Genomic DNA, 15086 nt, shown 5'->3' on the forward strand with positions numbered 1-15086 from the left:
ATAAATGCGGGGGCTTGAGGATTTTCGATTTTCGATTTTGGATTGATTCCACGGATAAATCACGTGGCGGATACCACCTTTGAAATTCTTGGTCATCACCTTGGTTTTTTTACGACCATACACTAGCTTAAAACCCTCAGTCTCGGTTAAAAAAGCCGGTTTCTTGGTTCTGAGTGCGTCCCCGACTAAATCTTTGAGAAATCGGAGGGGTAATTGTTTAGTCCCCTAGACAAATCCCTAAACCGCGGGCCGTTTTAACCAGAGTACCATCGAAGTCTACAGGTCTGTATTTGGCGATCGCATCTTCCAGAGGAACCCTCACAACTTCCCGCTTTTGCCAAGATACCATGCAGTCGTATTTCTCTTCGGCAATTAAATCAACTGCTGCGACGCCAAAAGCAGAAGCAATTAACCTTTCTAGCGATGAAGGAGTTCCTCCGCGTTGAATATGCCCCAAAACAGTGACGCGAGTTTCTGCACCGCTGCAGTCAGAAATTGTATCAGCTAAATACTGACCAATTCCGCCTAATCGACTTTGACCTAAGCGATTTGTTTGCATTACTAACTCGCCTTCTTCAGTGCGAACTGCCTCCGCTACTATAATTAAACAGTAGTTTTTTCCCCGGTCTTGGCGTTCTTGGATTTGGGCACAGATTTTGGAAATTGTGTAAGGGATTTCTGGAATCAAAATTATATCAGCTCCTCCAGAAATTCCGGCACTGATCGCAATATGTCCAGCGTCGCGTCCCATGACTTCGACAATCATGACGCGACTGTGACTTGCGGCAGTAAAATGCAAGCGATCGAGTGCTTCAGTGGCAATATTTACCGCAGTATCAAAACCGATAGAACGCTCGGTAATTCCAACATCATTATCAATAGTTTTAGGAATCGCAACTAAATTCAAATTACCTTGTTGAGCAATCTTCCTGAGAATGGCAAGACTACCGTCGCCACCAATCCCAATTAAAGCATCCAAACCTAATTGATGATAGCCTTCGATAATGTCGTCAGAACGATCGCGTAGAGTCCCATCCGGCATGGGGAAAGCAAAAGGATCGCCCTTATTTGTCGTGCCTAGCATCGTACCGCCAATGGTGAGCCACGAGTCTACTTTCTCAATATCCAAGGGAATTGCTGCAGGGGGACGACTCATCAATCCGTTGGTGGCTTGACGAATCCCCATCACTTTCCAATTGTAAGTTCCCGTTGCGCGGTAGACAACGGCTCGAATAACTGCATTTAAGCCTGCACAGTCACCTCCGCTGGTGAGGATACCGATACATTTTTGTTCTCCCATAATTGCCCGACTTTTGTTCATCAGAACATGAGTTGATATTTTTAGATCCCGATCGTCCAATCCTGATTTTTGACGTAAATAGGTAGGCGAAAATAAACTTTACTCTGTAACAGAATGTAAAGCTATCATAACTTTTGTGATTGCTTTGATAAGATATCGCTCCTTTGGGGAGCGTTTCACTCGTTTTTGACTACTTATGTATTTTCAAGCTTCATCGACCTAATTGAGTGCCTCATCTCTGAAGCATTCCACAAGTTCGATCGCCAACTAAGTAGCATCGCCAATCACCGTCTCCAACAAAACATCAATTTTACTTGGGATTGAGGCGTTTAGAAACTTGGTTAATTATACCGCTGAGAATAGCACCACCCATAAGAATTCCCAGGGCGGGATTAAATACGGGCTGCCAGAGACTGTACCACAAATCAAAACCGAGATTCACCCCGGTCGATCGACCCGCTACTGCGATCACAAACCACCCAAAAATGGCAAAGACGAAAAACACATCAGCTACTAAAATCAAGTTGAGAAAGTTAAGAAATTTATCTTTCATTGTCGAGGGTTCCTTTTGAGTGTATATGTGTCAAGTTTTGGCAAGCGGTTGGTAGTCGAGCGGATTGATAGCTGCAACTGGCGATCGAATAAAGATAAAATATCATTCAATTGTTTTCGCGCACAGGCTGTCAAAATATGGTTCGCTATACACTTCCTCAAAGCCCCGAAATTATTTTAACTGTCAAGGGGAAAGATTCAGCCAAAGCCCGTGAAGAAGCGATGGATCGGCTGATGGATCTCATGGATGAGGGCAAGCTGCCTACGGAACTCATGGAGGGATTTGGGCCCAAACAGTTTGTTGAAGTTAAGGATATCGAAGATGCTGCGTCTGACGGCGAGGATGCGATTACTGAAGCCGTCCAGATTTTGAGCAATTTGGCAAGTCTCAAATTGAAAGTGATGGAATCCCGCGAAGAAGCACTAAAAATCCGGGCTGCGATCGACATTTTGTTTACAGATGAGGCTGTGACTGCCGAAGAAATCGCCAGCCTCAAAGACGGTTTCAAGGTTCTCAAAAACTTCGCTCAAGCTAACGTTCGCTATCGAGATGCTAGGAGTAAAGCCGAGTCAGCCCGTGCAATTCTCGACGAAGCTTTGCAATCTGTCGAACCGGAAAACAAGGCGCACAAATCCGCGAAATAGTAGCAGGTTACATGGAAACTCACATCTTGCACCATTCTCAAGAACAGGCCGTCCAGCTTGTTCCACAAGAAAATTTACTATAGCAATCCCAAATCATTTGTGTAATTATTGTAGGGGCAAACCCCCCGTGGTTGCCCCATGAGGCAGGGTAGGCAGTCTTAGCACTACCCCTACATCTTTTTACTCCTGCAAGGATTGCTATATATATATTGTGGAACAGGCCGAAAAGCCTGTTCCTAAAAAGCTGATTGACAATGGTGCAACATCTGAGTTAAAACCTATTTCTGTCATTACGATCCGAAACGAAGAAATAGCAAACCTCGGCGATTGCTTCGTTTCTTTATTCAAACATACAATATTCGGACATACAATAACTCGGCTGCAAGACATACTACAGCGGATTCCAGGTTTATAAAGTACACCCCAGAAACCGGGTTTCTTCTGGATTTCTCGCCAAAAACCGGTTTTATTCAAGAAACCCGGTTTCTCTGTACTTCACTTACCTGGAAAGTGCTGTATTAACTTTATCCACATTGAAATCTGGAAAAAATTGTGAACCAACAACAAACAGGAATTCTCAGAAACTCGATGTCAGGCAGCTTGCTGCTGGCTAAAGACTTAGGTTTTCAACCAAGAACTGTGATTGATGTCGGTGCCGCCTTGGGAACTTTTAATCTTTACGAAACTTTCCCCGATGCGCGACATTTGCTAATTGAGCCAATCGCCGAAAATGAACCTTATCTGGCCAAAATTTGCCGCAAACTCAAAAGTGCAGAATACATTATTGCAGCAGCTACCAAAGAATCGGGAGTTTTCACCCTCAACGTCAGTCCCGGTATGGTGCATTCTTCACTTTCTGAAAATCTCGTTACTGACAGCAGCAATCCTTATGTGAGAAACATACCAGCCATTACCTTGGATGGAATATGCAGGGAAAGAAACTTGCCAGGCCCGTATTTAATTAAAGTTGATGTAGACGGACAGGAATTAGATGTTTTAGCAGGAGCAACTGAGATTTTGCAGCAAACTGAATATGTAATTGTAGAAGTTACATTGTTCGGTCAGATGTATGATGTAATGAGTTTTATGAACTCCCAAGGATTCGCAGCTTATGATATTGTTGATTTGTCCTATCGCCCGATTGATAAGGCGTTGTGGCAAGTTGATATGGCTTTTGTTAAAGAATCGGGTCAATTTAGAAGAGAGAAAGGTTTCGCGACAGGAGAGCAGGATCTCGAAGCACTTAACTCGCATCTCAAAGCTTATCGGGAAAGTTTCATCAAACACATTGACACTCATTACAGCGACCCAGTAGAGCCGGAACCGCAGGTCAATCAAGCTATTTTGGGCGAAGATTATGTCATAATTTAATCAGCTATTGTGCATTTAAACTGCATACTTGGGGCAGCGTCGGAGCAACGTCCCACAAGAGTTTGATTATTTGTTGACCTGCAATTTAAATACTGATCTAGCTTATGATGTCCAGTAGAATACCCCCTATAGGTTCGTAGTGAGGAATTCAATCTATGAGGAATAAAGTCCTCACTACAAACCCAAGCTTACAAACTTAAAAAAGGCAGGTTTACTACTTCCCCGGTCATTTCTCCTACCTGCACTTTCAGCCCTTCGCCCCCCGCTTTTGTGCGGATGTAAGCCAGACCAAAAAAGCCAGATTCAGTTTCCGTAAAACTGGTGAGTTTGCCGACTTTTTCCTCTCCGATTGTGACTGCTGTTCCGGGTTCAACCGCACCGCTCAACTGCACGCCCCAAAGTTCTTGTTTGACTCCTTTGTAGGTGTTCAACCGGGCAATTGTTTCTTGACCGATGTAGCAACCTTTGTCATAGGTAATCGTGTGTAAAAGGCGGGCTTCTAAGGGGTTGTAATCGTCTGTGAGTTCAAAATCGGGTGCGGGGCGTCCTTGTTGGATTCGCAGTTGTTCCCAAACTCGATCGCCCATCGGTACGGCCCCAGCTTTGACTAATTCCTGCCACAAGTTGGCGGCATCGCAAGCTTGGGCAATTAACGTGTATCCGGGAGTTGCTAAACCGCTACCCACAGCCACTCGAACCCCCCCTTGGTAAGGGGGGGTTTTTATCAATTTGTGAGTAGCGTAAGGTTGATTTTCGAGTTCGGTAACTCCGATTTTTTCTAGTAGTTGAGTGCTTTCCGGGCCGAAGAAACTGAAAGCAACTGTTGTATCGGTTAAATCTGTTAACTCGACTCGATCCATTGGGAAAATATAGCGATCGAGCAATTCCAGTAGTTGGCGGCGGCGGTTGGGCGAAACTAACAGCAGTACGGCATCTTCTGTAGCGTAAGCGGTGGCGAGGTCGATCGTCCGGGCGGTGGATGTGACGAAAACTGTGTCACAACCTTGACCGGGTTTGAGTATATTGAAGTTATTGGTACTTTGATTGTGCAAGAAGCGCAGGCGATCGCTGTCTGAGATTTGAATGCGTCCCCAGTGAGTGCGATCGTACAAAGCTACACCTTGTTTCGTTGCTGCGATCGCTTCTGCGTCGTTACCAAAACTGACTGGGACAATTTCTTTGGTTGTTAACTCTGCAAAAGTAGCACCGGTGGCTGCTTGAATGTCGTGCAATTGCTGAATCATAAGATTTTGTTGACTGTTAACTGTTGACTGATAACTGATGACTGTTGACTGTTGACTATTAACTACTACTTTCCTGTCAACTGACAACTGACAACTGACTATTTGTCCAAATTAGCGAATATTTCTTGGATTAATTGGCTGGCTTTAGCATCAAGACGATTCCAATCTACATCGCCAGTCTCACCATCAATCAAGCTAGTATCAATTACAACTTCTTGGCTTTGGATTTGACTGTGGGCGGGCTGGTAGTTGACAAAGCAGACTCGATAGCAAAGTTCCCAAATATCGACACATCTTTGCTCGCCTTGAAGCTCTAAAAGTAGTTGATAGCCAGGAATGGGAATCTGGACTTCTTGATAAGTACCCGTCCAAACTGACTCCTCTAATTGTTTGCGGATGTTGTCGATCACTCGGATCATCGCTGGCTGCATGAGCAGTTCAGCTTGCTGCCACGCGATCGGGCTAGTTATTTTAGGCTTCATATACAAGGTTCTAAAAAAGAAAATCAATAAATTAATTTTCTAGCATTGGGTGCCAACTTTTGAGACATCCGCCCCAGAATGTTAAATTTAGTTGTCACCCAATTCAACAGTCAACCCCCAAGAGCAACAGCAACAGCCGTTCTCGGCTTGACGGCTAAAAACGGCTGAAACTTTTGATATTGAGTTATCGGATGGGTAATGTAGGATTTGAACCTACGGCATCCTGCGTGTAAAGCAGGCGCTCTACCACTGAGCTAATCACCCAATTGCACTCACAAGGATTTATCATATCACAGTAACTCAGAAAGATCAAGTAAAAAAAATCCTAAACTTTAAATGCCCTCTGGCCGCACCCACGATCAAATAACCATGTGGAGTTTGCCCTTGGTGGCAGCCCTCACCTTTGGCCAGACGAGCAGCAGCAACCTGACTTTGCTCGTTTCCGGCAGTTTCTTATTCGGCGGGCTGATGTTTGGCCCCGACTTGGATATCTACTCCTGCCAGTATCAGCGCTGGGGATGGTTCAAACCAATTTGGCTCCCGTACCAAAAAAGCCTGCGCCACCGCTCTTTTTTGTCCCACGGCCCTCTGATCGGCACTGCTTTGCGAATCCTGTACCTCGCTATCTGGATCGCGGTTCTCGGAGTGTTGGGATTGGCAATTGCCGAAAAAGTCGGAAACTTCGGCTGGAATTGGCAGGATGTGGTTTTGAGTTACGGGCGATCGATCTGGGAACACCACATCGAAATTTTAGCCGTTTACATCGGTCTAGAATTGGGCGCTATGAGCCACTATCTGAGCGATTGGGGCGGCTCGGCTTACAAAAGATTAAAAAAGAAAGGATTGAGCGGGTTGCGGCCTCCTGGGACAATTAAGAGGCGCAAACGCCAACCTACCCGCCGCACTTCCAGCAAATCTAAAAGGTAAATTCCGATGTCTAATTCCCACAATCGATCGCTCACAGCACTCGAAGAACTTATAGAAGTTGTAGCTAAATTGCGATCGCCCGACGGCGGATGTCCTTGGGATTTAGCTCAAACTCCCCAAACTCTAATTCCTCACATAATCGAAGAAGCTTATGAAACCGCCGATGCGATTCGCAAAGGAGATAAAGATGCGATCGTCGAAGAATTGGGCGACTTACTGTTACAGGTAATTCTGCAAGCTCAAATTGCCAGCGAATCCAATCAGTTTACCTTCGCCGAAATAGCTGCGGGCATTACAGAAAAACTAATTCGGCGACATCCCCACGTCTTTGGCGATGTCGAAATCAACAGCGTCGATGAAGTCAACGAAAACTGGGAAAAAATCAAAGCAGCAGAAAAAGGCACAACATCGGAAAAGCCGCCAACTTTAGCCTCGAAAATGAGCCGTTATGCCAGCACTTTGCCGCCAATAGCCGCCGGGATGAAAATCTCCCAAAAAGCTGCGGAAGTGAGTTTTGATTGGGACAGTGTAGACGGCGTTTGGGATAAATTTCACGAAGAAATGGCAGAATTTGAGCACGCTCTCAAACACGAGGATCAGGCAGCGCAGCAGTCAGAATTGGGAGATATTATGTTTGTGTTGATTCAATTAGCTCGCTGGTACGATTTAGATCCGTCGGCTGCTTTGCAAGGAACAAACGATCGTTTCGTGCAGCGGTTTGCGAAGGTAGAGGCTGCGTGCGATCGACCTTTGTCAGATTATGCCCCAGAAGAGTTAGAATCTCTGTGGCAGCAAGCTAAAGCTTTAATTGCTAAACAAAAGGGCGATGCGTAATATCAAATCCGTGGGTATCAGAATGATTAATCTCTCTCTTCTCTAACTCTGCGCCCTCTGCGCCCTCTGCGGTTAAAAACTCCCAATCTAACTAATTTTCTTTAATCAGACATCAAAAATCAACTACTCGTAGAGCTTCGCGTCATTGTACGGCGGATGTTCGCACGCGATGTAAAGCGCATTTGTCGGTTCCAGGGCTTCCCCAGTCACCGGATCGATCGGCTTGAGGACAAAGCATAACAGAGAGAGCGATCGCCAATCCAAATTATCCAGCTTCCCACGTTCGTAACGGTTGACTGTTGCGGCACTGATACCCACATCTTTGGGTACGGGTTGATTTGTAGCTGTGAACAGCGCCTCTTCATATCCCTTGGTTTTGAACTCTGTTTCGCTGACAGACCAGCCTGTTGTCTGTCTTGCTGCTTTTAAAATCTTCCCCAAACGCATCCGCCCCGTTTCAGTGAAGCGAACGGGACGCAATTCCTGCTCTTTGTCTACCACAGCTTTGTTAGAGAGTCCTGACATTTTTCCCACCTACGTTAACTCTCAAACTAGCACAGCATCAATGATTGAGGGTTGCACGAGCAACATCTGAGCTGAAGAAGTTTAAATTAATTTCATTGCACTTGTGCAATAAGAGTCTGATATAGTAATATGTAATTGACTCTAAACCGAACTTGCCTCTCAACCCCTGAGTATACAGCCATGACACCACTGTTTCGCCGCATCCAACCCTCGAAAAAGCTCCGCATCACCGTCAGGTCGTAGGCGTAAGCCGGGGCGTAGCCATCGCCCAACTGCTCAAAATCAGCCAAAATCAAATTAAGCGAGTCGAATCCTGGGCTTTCGTGGTTTTCGTGCACCGGCGGGACAGAGGCGGACAATTTCTCAGCTACCGGAAGCTGGAAGAATGGCAAAATGCGATCGCCCATCACATCCAAACCTGCCCCACTCTTGGAGAACTCTCGCAGCTCAAAACATCTATTCACTACGACAGCCGGAAATTCAAAAAACAATGTCTCCCAAAAACACTTGACTTTTTAAATCAAATGTGCATTGAAAGACAAGACATTCTCGAAATCTGGGAAAGCTCAAACTGCATTGCTTCCTAGCAGAAATTAGGCAGATTTCCTTGCCCAAAACAGAAGCGAAACATTTGCGAGCAATTGCGAGATCGAATCACCCCAAAAATCACCCGCGAATGCTCCGCCACATTCATGAAAGCGATCGCCAAAGCAATTAAGACATTGCCTGAGCAATATAATCAAAATAAGGAGCTGCTTCCTTAGCATCATCCTGATTGAGCAAAGCCAAAGAAGCTTCCTTCAAACAGCGGATAGCTTCGACCATGCCAGGAACAGGAACGCCCAGAGAATTATACATTTCCCGAACGCCAATCAAACCGATGCTTTCGATCGGCTCCTTGTCACCCGCCAAGATACCGTAGGTAATCAGGCGCAAGTACCAGCCGTAGTCGCGCAGACACAAAGCCCGTTCGCGTTGGCCGTAAGCATTGCCCCCAGGAGAGATAAAATCAGGTCGTTTTTTCCAGAGTTTTTTACTAGCTTCTTCAACAATTTTCTTCTCACTGTCAGACAGCGCAGTAGCAATACGCACCCGCTGTTCTCCGGTTTTAAAGAAATCATTGATACTTTGGAGTTCGCCGGTACTGGGATAACGAAGTTCGTCGTCGGCTTGGAGAATAAATTGGCTAACTACGCTCATTGTTATTCAAATTTGAGGATAACATTAATAAACATTCCCATCTTTTAGCGACGGGATTCTTGGTTCGCAGACTTGCCTTGCTCCTAACATTTATCAATCCTAGAAGTAGAGGGTAAATCTCCCCAAGCGTTATGCTTGATGTTCAAGCCAGTTTCCTTGTGTTCCAGGGTACTGCGGGAAAAACTCAAAAATTGCGAGTGAGAGTTTGGATGTCAGCAGACAGTTGGACTGTTTAACGAGTTTTTGCTACATCGCCCCAACAGCATATCGCACCGACGGGATCGAGGCAACTCGCGGCAAGCTCGACTCCCCGGTTGAAGCTTGGCTTTAGCAGCAAGACGTTCAGCAGCAGGAAGACAGCCTGCAATTGAGCTTGAGTGCGACGGCTTACGCCCCGCTTCTTCGCTACGACTTATCTCAGGAAAGAGAGAGCGATATTGCATTACCATATTAAATCCTACCACGACTACTTGTGACCAAATCTAAATTCCCCACCCCAAACTCGACGAAATTGGCAAACCCTTGCCAGCAAGGTCAACTGATTGAGATAGAGATTACCGACTTGACAGACACCGGCGACGGAGTTGGTCGTTTTGGTGAGTTAGTAGTGTTTGTGCCCGATACCGTGACGGGCGATCGAGTCCTTGTCCGCCTCGTGCAAGTCAAATCCACCTATGCTACAGGCAAGCTGGACACACTTCTCGAAACATCCGAACACCGCATCCGAGCTAACTGCATTGTCGCCGACAAGTGTGGCGGCTGTCAGTGGCAGCACGTAGACTATCAATATCAGCTTGCAGCCAAGCAAAATCAAATCATTCAAGCCTTGGAAAGGATTGGCGGATTTAGCAATCTGCAAGTCGATGAAATTTTAACGGGAAAAATCGAGGGATTTCCCCAATTTTTGGGATACCGCAACAAAGCGACTTATCCGGTGGCAATATCGGCAACAGGTCAAGTCCAAGCAGGTTACTATCAAAAAAGCACCCACAAATTAGTCAATCTCAATCAGTGTCCGGTGCAAGATCCGCGCCTCAATCCTTTGTTAAAAGAAGTCAAAGAAGACATCCACTGGCGGGATTGGCAAGTCTACGACGAAAAGAAACATACAGGAGAATTGCGTCATTTGTCCTTGCGGATTGGACGGCGCACCGGCGAGATGCTGCTAACTTTAATAGTTCGCACTGGAGACTTGCCGGGAATCGAAGAGCAAGCATCTGAGTGGCTGAAACAATATCCTCAACTGGCAGGGGTTTGTTTGAATATAAATCCCGCTCAAACTAATGTGATTTTTGGAACTGAAACTCGCTGCATTGCGGGTCGTTCTTATCTGCGAGAAAGCTTTGCTGGGATGAATTTTCAGCTAAGAGCAGATACTTTTTTTCAGGTAAATACAGAGGCGGCTGAAGCGTTGTTAGAGGCGATTGTAGGGGAATTGAATTTGCAGGGAAATGAGGTTTTGGTTGACGCTTACTGCGGAATTGGTACTTTTACTTTACCCCTGGCAAAACAAGTAAAAATAGCGATAGGTTTAGAAGTGCAACCGGCGGCGATCGAACAAGCCAAATTAAATGCTGAGTTAAATGACGTGAGAAATGTCGAGTTTCAGGTGGGAACTGTAGAGAGTTTGCTGCCATCCTTGGGATTGACACCGGATATTGTGCTGCTAGATCCGCCGAGGAAAGGGTGCGATCGCGCGGTTTTGGAAGCTATCAAGGAAATCAAACCAAATCGCATTGTTTATGTTAGCTGCAAGCCTGCTACTTTGGCTCGCGACCTGAAGATTTTGTGCGAAAATGGGGATTATAAGTTAGCGCGAGTGCAGCCGGCGGATTTCTTTCCTCAGACTTCTCATGTTGAGTGTGCGGCGTTTTTGGTGAGGTAGGTAGGTGGACATGATGGCATTTATGTATGTTCATCTTGTATCAAGAAAGAGGTAGATTGCGATTTATCATTGGGTGGGGGCGGGTTTATGAGATTGTCGATTACAGGCAATTATTGTTGGTGAACCCGCCCCTACAGCATCAAAAACACTTTTCAACCGAAGCTAACAGGCACGATATAAAAGGTTGATTCGCGATCGAATAATTGGCGATCGCGTAGGGGCGGGTTTTACCCACCATAACTGCCTCATACCAATAACCTAGTAAACCCGCCCCGACTTAGGCTATAATCAAACAAAATTGTACAATTTGCTTCCTTTTCAACTTAACTACTTAGCGATTTTAGTTTGGATACCATTATGCTATCAATTGAGCAACTGATGAAAGAAGCTTTATCTTTGCCAAATGCGTTGAGAGCGCAGTTAGCAGAGATGCTAGTTGAGAGTCTTGAATTTGATATAGACGGAACAGTTCAAAAGTTGTGGACTGTGGAAGCTAAGCAGCGTCGCGACGAAATCCGAAGCGGTATGGTTGAGCCAATTCCAGGAGAAGAAGCGTTAGCTCAGATTAGGCAGATTATAGCACAATGAGGTACGTTTTTCACCCGGCAGCATTAACTGAATATGCTCAAGCTGTCCAATTTTATACAGAGCGTCGAGTTGAATTAGCGCAAGCTTTTATTAATGCCGTTGAAGATGCTATCTTCCGTCTTGTCGAATCTCCAACTCGTTCGCCGATAGTTGATGAAGATATTCGCCGTTGCCTAACGCGAAAGTTTCCTTATGGAATTCTCTACACCATAGAGGATGATTTTATTTTAATTGTGGCAGTAATGCACTGCAATCGAGAACCAGGATACTGGAAAGAGCGAGTTACAGAGAAACCACCAGATTAAGAGGTGATTGTGGAATGGATCGATTAGCTAAATATCGGCAAATTGTTCGCACTTTCCTGATGGAATATAGCAAGACTAAACCTATCAATGGCGACAGTGAAATCCAGGTATTGTTTGACACCGAACATGACCATTATCAGATAGTAGATTTAGGTTGGGACGGTCACAATCGGATTTATAGTTGCCCGATCCACTTAGATATTAGAGATGGGAAAGTCTGGATTCAACGCAATCAAACCGATGAACTGATTGCTGAGGAGTTAGTGCTGATGGGTGTGGCGCGGGAGGATATTGTTTTGGGGCTTCAGCCTCCCTATGCAAGGCAGTTTACGAGCTATGGTGTCGCTTAGGCTGTGGCGATCGCACTTATAATGTCTTGTCACAAGGGCGATCGCTTTTAGGGAATGAAAGGGCGATCGCTTTGTTTAATTATTTTCATTTTTGTTGACTGTTATAATACTATTTATGCTAAGCTCCTGTAGAGATAGATCCAAAAAGCAATGACATCAGCTTTAATTTATCCTCATATCGAGAAAGTAGCGGGTCAACCCGCACGGTTGCAGCGGATACCCCGCGTGCGGGTTGCTCAGATTGTGATGGATTATCTAGCTTACGGTTGGTCAGTGGAAGAAATGTGCCGCCAGCATCCTTATTTGATGCAGTCGGAGGCTCATGCAGCAATGGCTTATTACTTTGACTTTCAAGCTGAAATTGAGCAGGAGATTCGGACGGAATGGGAGCAGGTACAACAGGAAAAATCTCTGCTTTCGCCTTCACCATTTTTCGTGAGAATGCGAGCTAAGGGGTTGTTGTAAGTGGCATTGGAACTCATTGCTTTAGCATCAGAATCCGATGAATGGATGAATGCTGTTGAGTACATTCCTTTTTAGGGCGATCGCTTTTTGGGAATGAAAGGGCGATCGCATTTGCTACCTCTACTTCATCAGGCTCGTTGTAAAGCAAGAAATAGAATAATGTGGTAAATAACATGAATAATATATAGTGAGTTCTGAATTTGCGACATCTGCTAATTTTGGCTTGCTCCCAGCGTAAACGGTCGGATGCTGATCCCGTAACGACGTAAACCGCGCGCAATATTAGAGTCAATATGTTCGTCTAAATGAAAACGAATTTGCTGACTCACCTCTAATTGCCCTCAATTTTTCTTGTAACGGAGATGGTAAACTATTACGCTTTAATTCTTTCACAATAGCTCGACTTTCAGCAGTGTGACGATCGATTTCTTCTCGACGATCGTAATAATAGGTCATTGCAGCATGAACTGAGGCAAGTGGTAAGTCATACTTGCCGGCAATTTCTTCTATAGAAATTCCCATTTTCAGATACATTTCGGCGATGTGTGCTACAGCAATTCGATGGCCAGCAATGCGTGGCTTACCGCCAAGTACCCCAGGCGTAATTTCGATATGTTCTGTGATGACGGATTCCTTAGACATTATAGTTAAAGGCTATTAATTGGTAATTTTTAAGCTCTTTAATATTAGCACAAATAGTCACAGTTACAGGAAATAGTAGGGTGCGTTAGACATTAATTCTTTCGATTTCAACAAGTTTTTCGGATCTGACGCACCCTACGAACAGTATTTCGATCGCCCTCAGTGCCAACTAGATGCAAACTAGATCCAGTCCGGCCTGAATCGGGGGGAGTCCAGAAGTATAGAATAGAGGTTGCGGAACCGGCACACCGCCCGATCGCTCGCCCCCAGCAATTTGTTACCCTAAAAATAGAATCTCCCCTCCCTCAACTCCCTCCCATGAACAACGCTTCTCCCCTGATTCAAACCGTGACTCCAGAACGCTGGGCCGGGTTTAGTATGGACTTTATAGGGGCGGGTTACACGGGTTTGTTGGTCAAAAACGGCCGCGCCGTGCGTACCCTGAAATCCGGGCGGCATTTCAGCTTCGCCCTTCCCCTGCTGGAACAGTGTCAAATTGTCATCGTAGACACCAAACTCCGCAATTTGGATGTACAGTCGCACGGAGATTTTTTGTCTAAGGATCGGTTTTTAATTGATGCCACTCTGACTGTTATTTATCAAGTTATAGATCCGAAACGAGTAGCTTTGGAATTGTCCGATCCTCTAGCTGTTTTAGCAAGTGCAGTTAAGGATTGTATGGGATTAGCGATCGGGCAAATACCCCTACAACAGCTTATTAGTCAAGGACGGCTGTTGCTGCGCCAAAATTTGCTCGATCGCGTCCAAGATTTTTATACTCTAGGTTTTAACTTAGAAGACGTGCGAATTGGCGATGTCAGCTTTCCCGAAACCAACGGAGTTATTCGCCAAGTTGAGGGAATGAGTGCCCGACAGGAAGCAGAAAATGCCGCCGCCCTGCAAATGAGAATTGCCGAAGCAGGCCGGCCCATTGTTCCTCAATCTCCCGTACAGCAGTTAAACTTAATTTCAGGTAATTCTCCTGCGAGTCTTCCAGCTTCCGACACAGCAGCAGGGTTCGATCGCGATTTACAACAACTGACAGAACAACTTGCTCAAAACAGCCTCCCTGCGGGGAGAAATCCTCCCCAACTTGCACCCACGGTACTCGCAAGCAGCGATCGCAAAACAACCGCATATTTAATCTACAAACTTTCTGGAGAAGCGATCGCCCTAACGGCCAATCCCTTTACAATTGGACGCGAACCAACCAACACTTTAGTATTACAAGATCCGCAAAGTTCGCGCTATCACGCTCAAATCCGCCGGGCCACTGACGAACTTGGCAAACAGCGGTATCAGCTTGTCGATAGCGGCAGTTCCAACGGCACTTTTGTAGGGGGGCAGAGGCTGGCTGCTAACGAGCCTTTTTGGCTGCCAAATGGCTGCGAAATTGCGATCGGCGACCAAAAATGGATATTTCAAAATTCGTGAGTGAGAGAGATGAAGATGTTTTTAAACAGCAGATAAACACAAATGAATCCCATCAGCGTTTATCTGTGTTTATCTGTGTTTATCTGCTGACATCTGCGGTTAAAAATCCCAATTTGAGTAACTTGCTTTAATCACGATATACAACTAATATCATGTCCGGTCGATTACCATGATTGCTGTAGGGGCGGGTTCACCAATAATATTTGCCAAAAACCGACAATCTCAAAAACCCGCCCCGGCCTGTGTATTATGCGCGATCGGTTAGAGAGTCGATGGCAGAGTGTCCCCTACCATCTCTCCTACAAAACCGTGCTTGCGACTTTCACCGCACACGGCT

Annotated in this window: 20 protein-coding genes and 1 tRNA gene; 11 read left to right on the forward strand and 10 right to left on the reverse strand. The window is 45.6% G+C overall.

The window, feature by feature from the left end; genetic code table 11:
- Window positions 1–217: 217 nt before the first annotated feature.
- Together QT973_RS26120 and QT973_RS26125 are read right to left on the reverse strand one after the other, a co-directional pair.
- Window positions 218–1300: an ATP-dependent 6-phosphofructokinase gene (locus tag QT973_RS26120; protein WP_333212449.1), complete on the reverse strand. Its 1083-nt coding sequence runs from the start codon at window positions 1298–1300 to the stop codon at window positions 218–220.
- A gap of 310 nt (window positions 1301–1610) precedes the next feature.
- Window positions 1611–1853, reverse strand: coding sequence for a hypothetical protein (locus tag QT973_RS26125; RefSeq protein WP_333052315.1), 243 nt, complete (start codon window positions 1851–1853; stop codon window positions 1611–1613).
- Window positions 1854–1990: 137 nt separating this feature from the next.
- On the opposite strand from QT973_RS26125, the gene QT973_RS26130 reads away from it, so the two are divergent.
- Window positions 1991–2497 carry a hypothetical protein gene (locus QT973_RS26130; protein WP_333212447.1) on the forward strand — a complete coding sequence of 169 codons (507 nt, stop codon included), beginning with the start codon at window positions 1991–1993 and terminating at the stop codon, window positions 2495–2497.
- 552 nt (window positions 2498–3049) lie between these two features.
- Window positions 3050–3868 (forward strand): FkbM family methyltransferase, encoded by an 819-nt coding sequence (locus QT973_RS26135; RefSeq protein ID WP_333392512.1) that lies wholly within the window; start codon window positions 3050–3052, stop codon window positions 3866–3868.
- 188 nt (window positions 3869–4056) lie between these two features.
- Here the strand turns inward: QT973_RS26135 and ygfZ are convergent, their stop codons facing one another.
- From ygfZ to QT973_RS26150, 3 genes are all read right to left on the reverse strand, one after another.
- Window positions 4057–5112: a CAF17-like 4Fe-4S cluster assembly/insertion protein YgfZ gene (gene ygfZ / locus QT973_RS26140; protein ID WP_333212444.1), complete on the reverse strand. Its 1056-nt coding sequence runs from the start codon at window positions 5110–5112 to the stop codon at window positions 4057–4059.
- Window positions 5113–5210: 98 nt separating this feature from the next.
- Window positions 5211–5594, reverse strand: a complete 384-nt coding sequence (locus tag QT973_RS26145) for a hypothetical protein (protein ID WP_333052324.1) — start codon at window positions 5592–5594, stop codon at window positions 5211–5213.
- Between the two features lie 192 nt (window positions 5595–5786).
- Window positions 5787–5858 (reverse strand) — tRNA-Val (locus tag QT973_RS26150).
- A 72-nt stretch (window positions 5859–5930) separates the two neighbouring features.
- Between QT973_RS26150 and QT973_RS26155 the strand changes: the two genes are divergently transcribed.
- On the forward strand, window positions 5931–6521 hold the full coding sequence (locus QT973_RS26155) for a metal-binding protein (protein WP_333052326.1): 591 nt from the start codon (window positions 5931–5933) through the stop codon (window positions 6519–6521).
- 6 nt (window positions 6522–6527) lie between these two features.
- The gene (gene mazG, locus QT973_RS26160) at window positions 6528–7355 is read left to right on the forward strand and encodes a nucleoside triphosphate pyrophosphohydrolase (protein ID WP_333212442.1); all 828 of its coding nucleotides are present in this window, start codon (window positions 6528–6530) and stop codon (window positions 7353–7355) included.
- Window positions 7356–7478: 123 nt separating this feature from the next.
- Here the strand turns inward: mazG and QT973_RS26165 are convergent, their stop codons facing one another.
- From QT973_RS26165 to QT973_RS26175, 3 genes are all read right to left on the reverse strand, one after another.
- Window positions 7479–7880 (reverse strand): helix-turn-helix domain-containing protein, encoded by a 402-nt coding sequence (locus QT973_RS26165; RefSeq protein ID WP_172192721.1) that lies wholly within the window; start codon window positions 7878–7880, stop codon window positions 7479–7481.
- A gap of 92 nt (window positions 7881–7972) precedes the next feature.
- Window positions 7973–8344 (reverse strand): hypothetical protein, encoded by a 372-nt coding sequence (locus QT973_RS26170; RefSeq protein WP_333052333.1) that lies wholly within the window; start codon window positions 8342–8344, stop codon window positions 7973–7975.
- Between the two features lie 250 nt (window positions 8345–8594).
- Window positions 8595–9080 carry an allophycocyanin subunit alpha-B gene (locus QT973_RS26175; protein WP_293336342.1) on the reverse strand — a complete coding sequence of 162 codons (486 nt, stop codon included), beginning with the start codon at window positions 9078–9080 and terminating at the stop codon, window positions 8595–8597.
- Window positions 9081–9285: 205 nt separating this feature from the next.
- Here QT973_RS26175 and QT973_RS26180 point away from each other — a divergent pair, with 205 nt between their 5' ends.
- From QT973_RS26180 to QT973_RS26205, 6 genes are all read left to right on the forward strand, one after another.
- The gene (locus QT973_RS26180; RefSeq protein ID WP_333274661.1) at window positions 9286–9411 is read left to right on the forward strand and encodes a hypothetical protein; all 126 of its coding nucleotides are present in this window, start codon (window positions 9286–9288) and stop codon (window positions 9409–9411) included.
- A gap of 141 nt (window positions 9412–9552) precedes the next feature.
- Window positions 9553–10965 carry a 23S rRNA (uracil(1939)-C(5))-methyltransferase RlmD gene (gene rlmD, locus QT973_RS26185; RefSeq protein WP_333392514.1) on the forward strand — a complete coding sequence of 471 codons (1413 nt, stop codon included), beginning with the start codon at window positions 9553–9555 and terminating at the stop codon, window positions 10963–10965.
- A 357-nt stretch (window positions 10966–11322) separates the two neighbouring features.
- Window positions 11323–11553 carry an addiction module protein gene (locus tag QT973_RS26190; RefSeq protein WP_333052341.1) on the forward strand — a complete coding sequence of 77 codons (231 nt, stop codon included), beginning with the start codon at window positions 11323–11325 and terminating at the stop codon, window positions 11551–11553.
- Window positions 11550–11858, forward strand: a complete 309-nt coding sequence (locus tag QT973_RS26195; RefSeq protein WP_242720111.1) for a type II toxin-antitoxin system RelE/ParE family toxin — start codon at window positions 11550–11552, stop codon at window positions 11856–11858. Before QT973_RS26190 ends, QT973_RS26195 begins: the two co-directional genes overlap by 4 nt.
- Window positions 11859–11872: 14 nt before the next feature.
- Window positions 11873–12208: a XisI protein gene (locus QT973_RS26200; protein WP_333052345.1), complete on the forward strand. Its 336-nt coding sequence runs from the start codon at window positions 11873–11875 to the stop codon at window positions 12206–12208.
- 150 nt (window positions 12209–12358) lie between these two features.
- Entirely contained in the window at window positions 12359–12673 is a 315-nt protein-coding gene (locus QT973_RS26205) for a DUF433 domain-containing protein (protein ID WP_106331699.1), read from the forward strand.
- A gap of 13 nt (window positions 12674–12686) precedes the next feature.
- On the opposite strand, the gene QT973_RS26210 is transcribed toward QT973_RS26205, so the two are convergent.
- Together QT973_RS26210 and QT973_RS26215 are read right to left on the reverse strand one after the other, a co-directional pair.
- Complete coding sequence (locus QT973_RS26210) at window positions 12687–12848, reverse strand: hypothetical protein (protein WP_333052348.1); 162 nt, start codon at window positions 12846–12848, stop codon at window positions 12687–12689.
- Between the two features lie 113 nt (window positions 12849–12961).
- The gene (locus QT973_RS26215) at window positions 12962–13315 is read right to left on the reverse strand and encodes a DUF433 domain-containing protein (RefSeq protein WP_333052351.1); all 354 of its coding nucleotides are present in this window, start codon (window positions 13313–13315) and stop codon (window positions 12962–12964) included.
- Between the two features lie 162 nt (window positions 13316–13477).
- On the opposite strand from QT973_RS26215, the gene QT973_RS26220 reads away from it, so the two are divergent.
- A complete protein-coding gene (locus QT973_RS26220; protein ID WP_333392516.1) occupies window positions 13478–14749 on the forward strand; it encodes an SPFH domain-containing protein in 1272 nt (423 codons plus the stop codon).
- Window positions 14750–15086 lie beyond the last annotated feature (337 nt).

Origin of the sequence: Microcoleus sp. Z1_A1 (assembly GCF_036700305.1) — a bacterium.
GTDB lineage: Bacteria > Cyanobacteriota > Cyanobacteriia > Cyanobacteriales > Microcoleaceae > Microcoleus.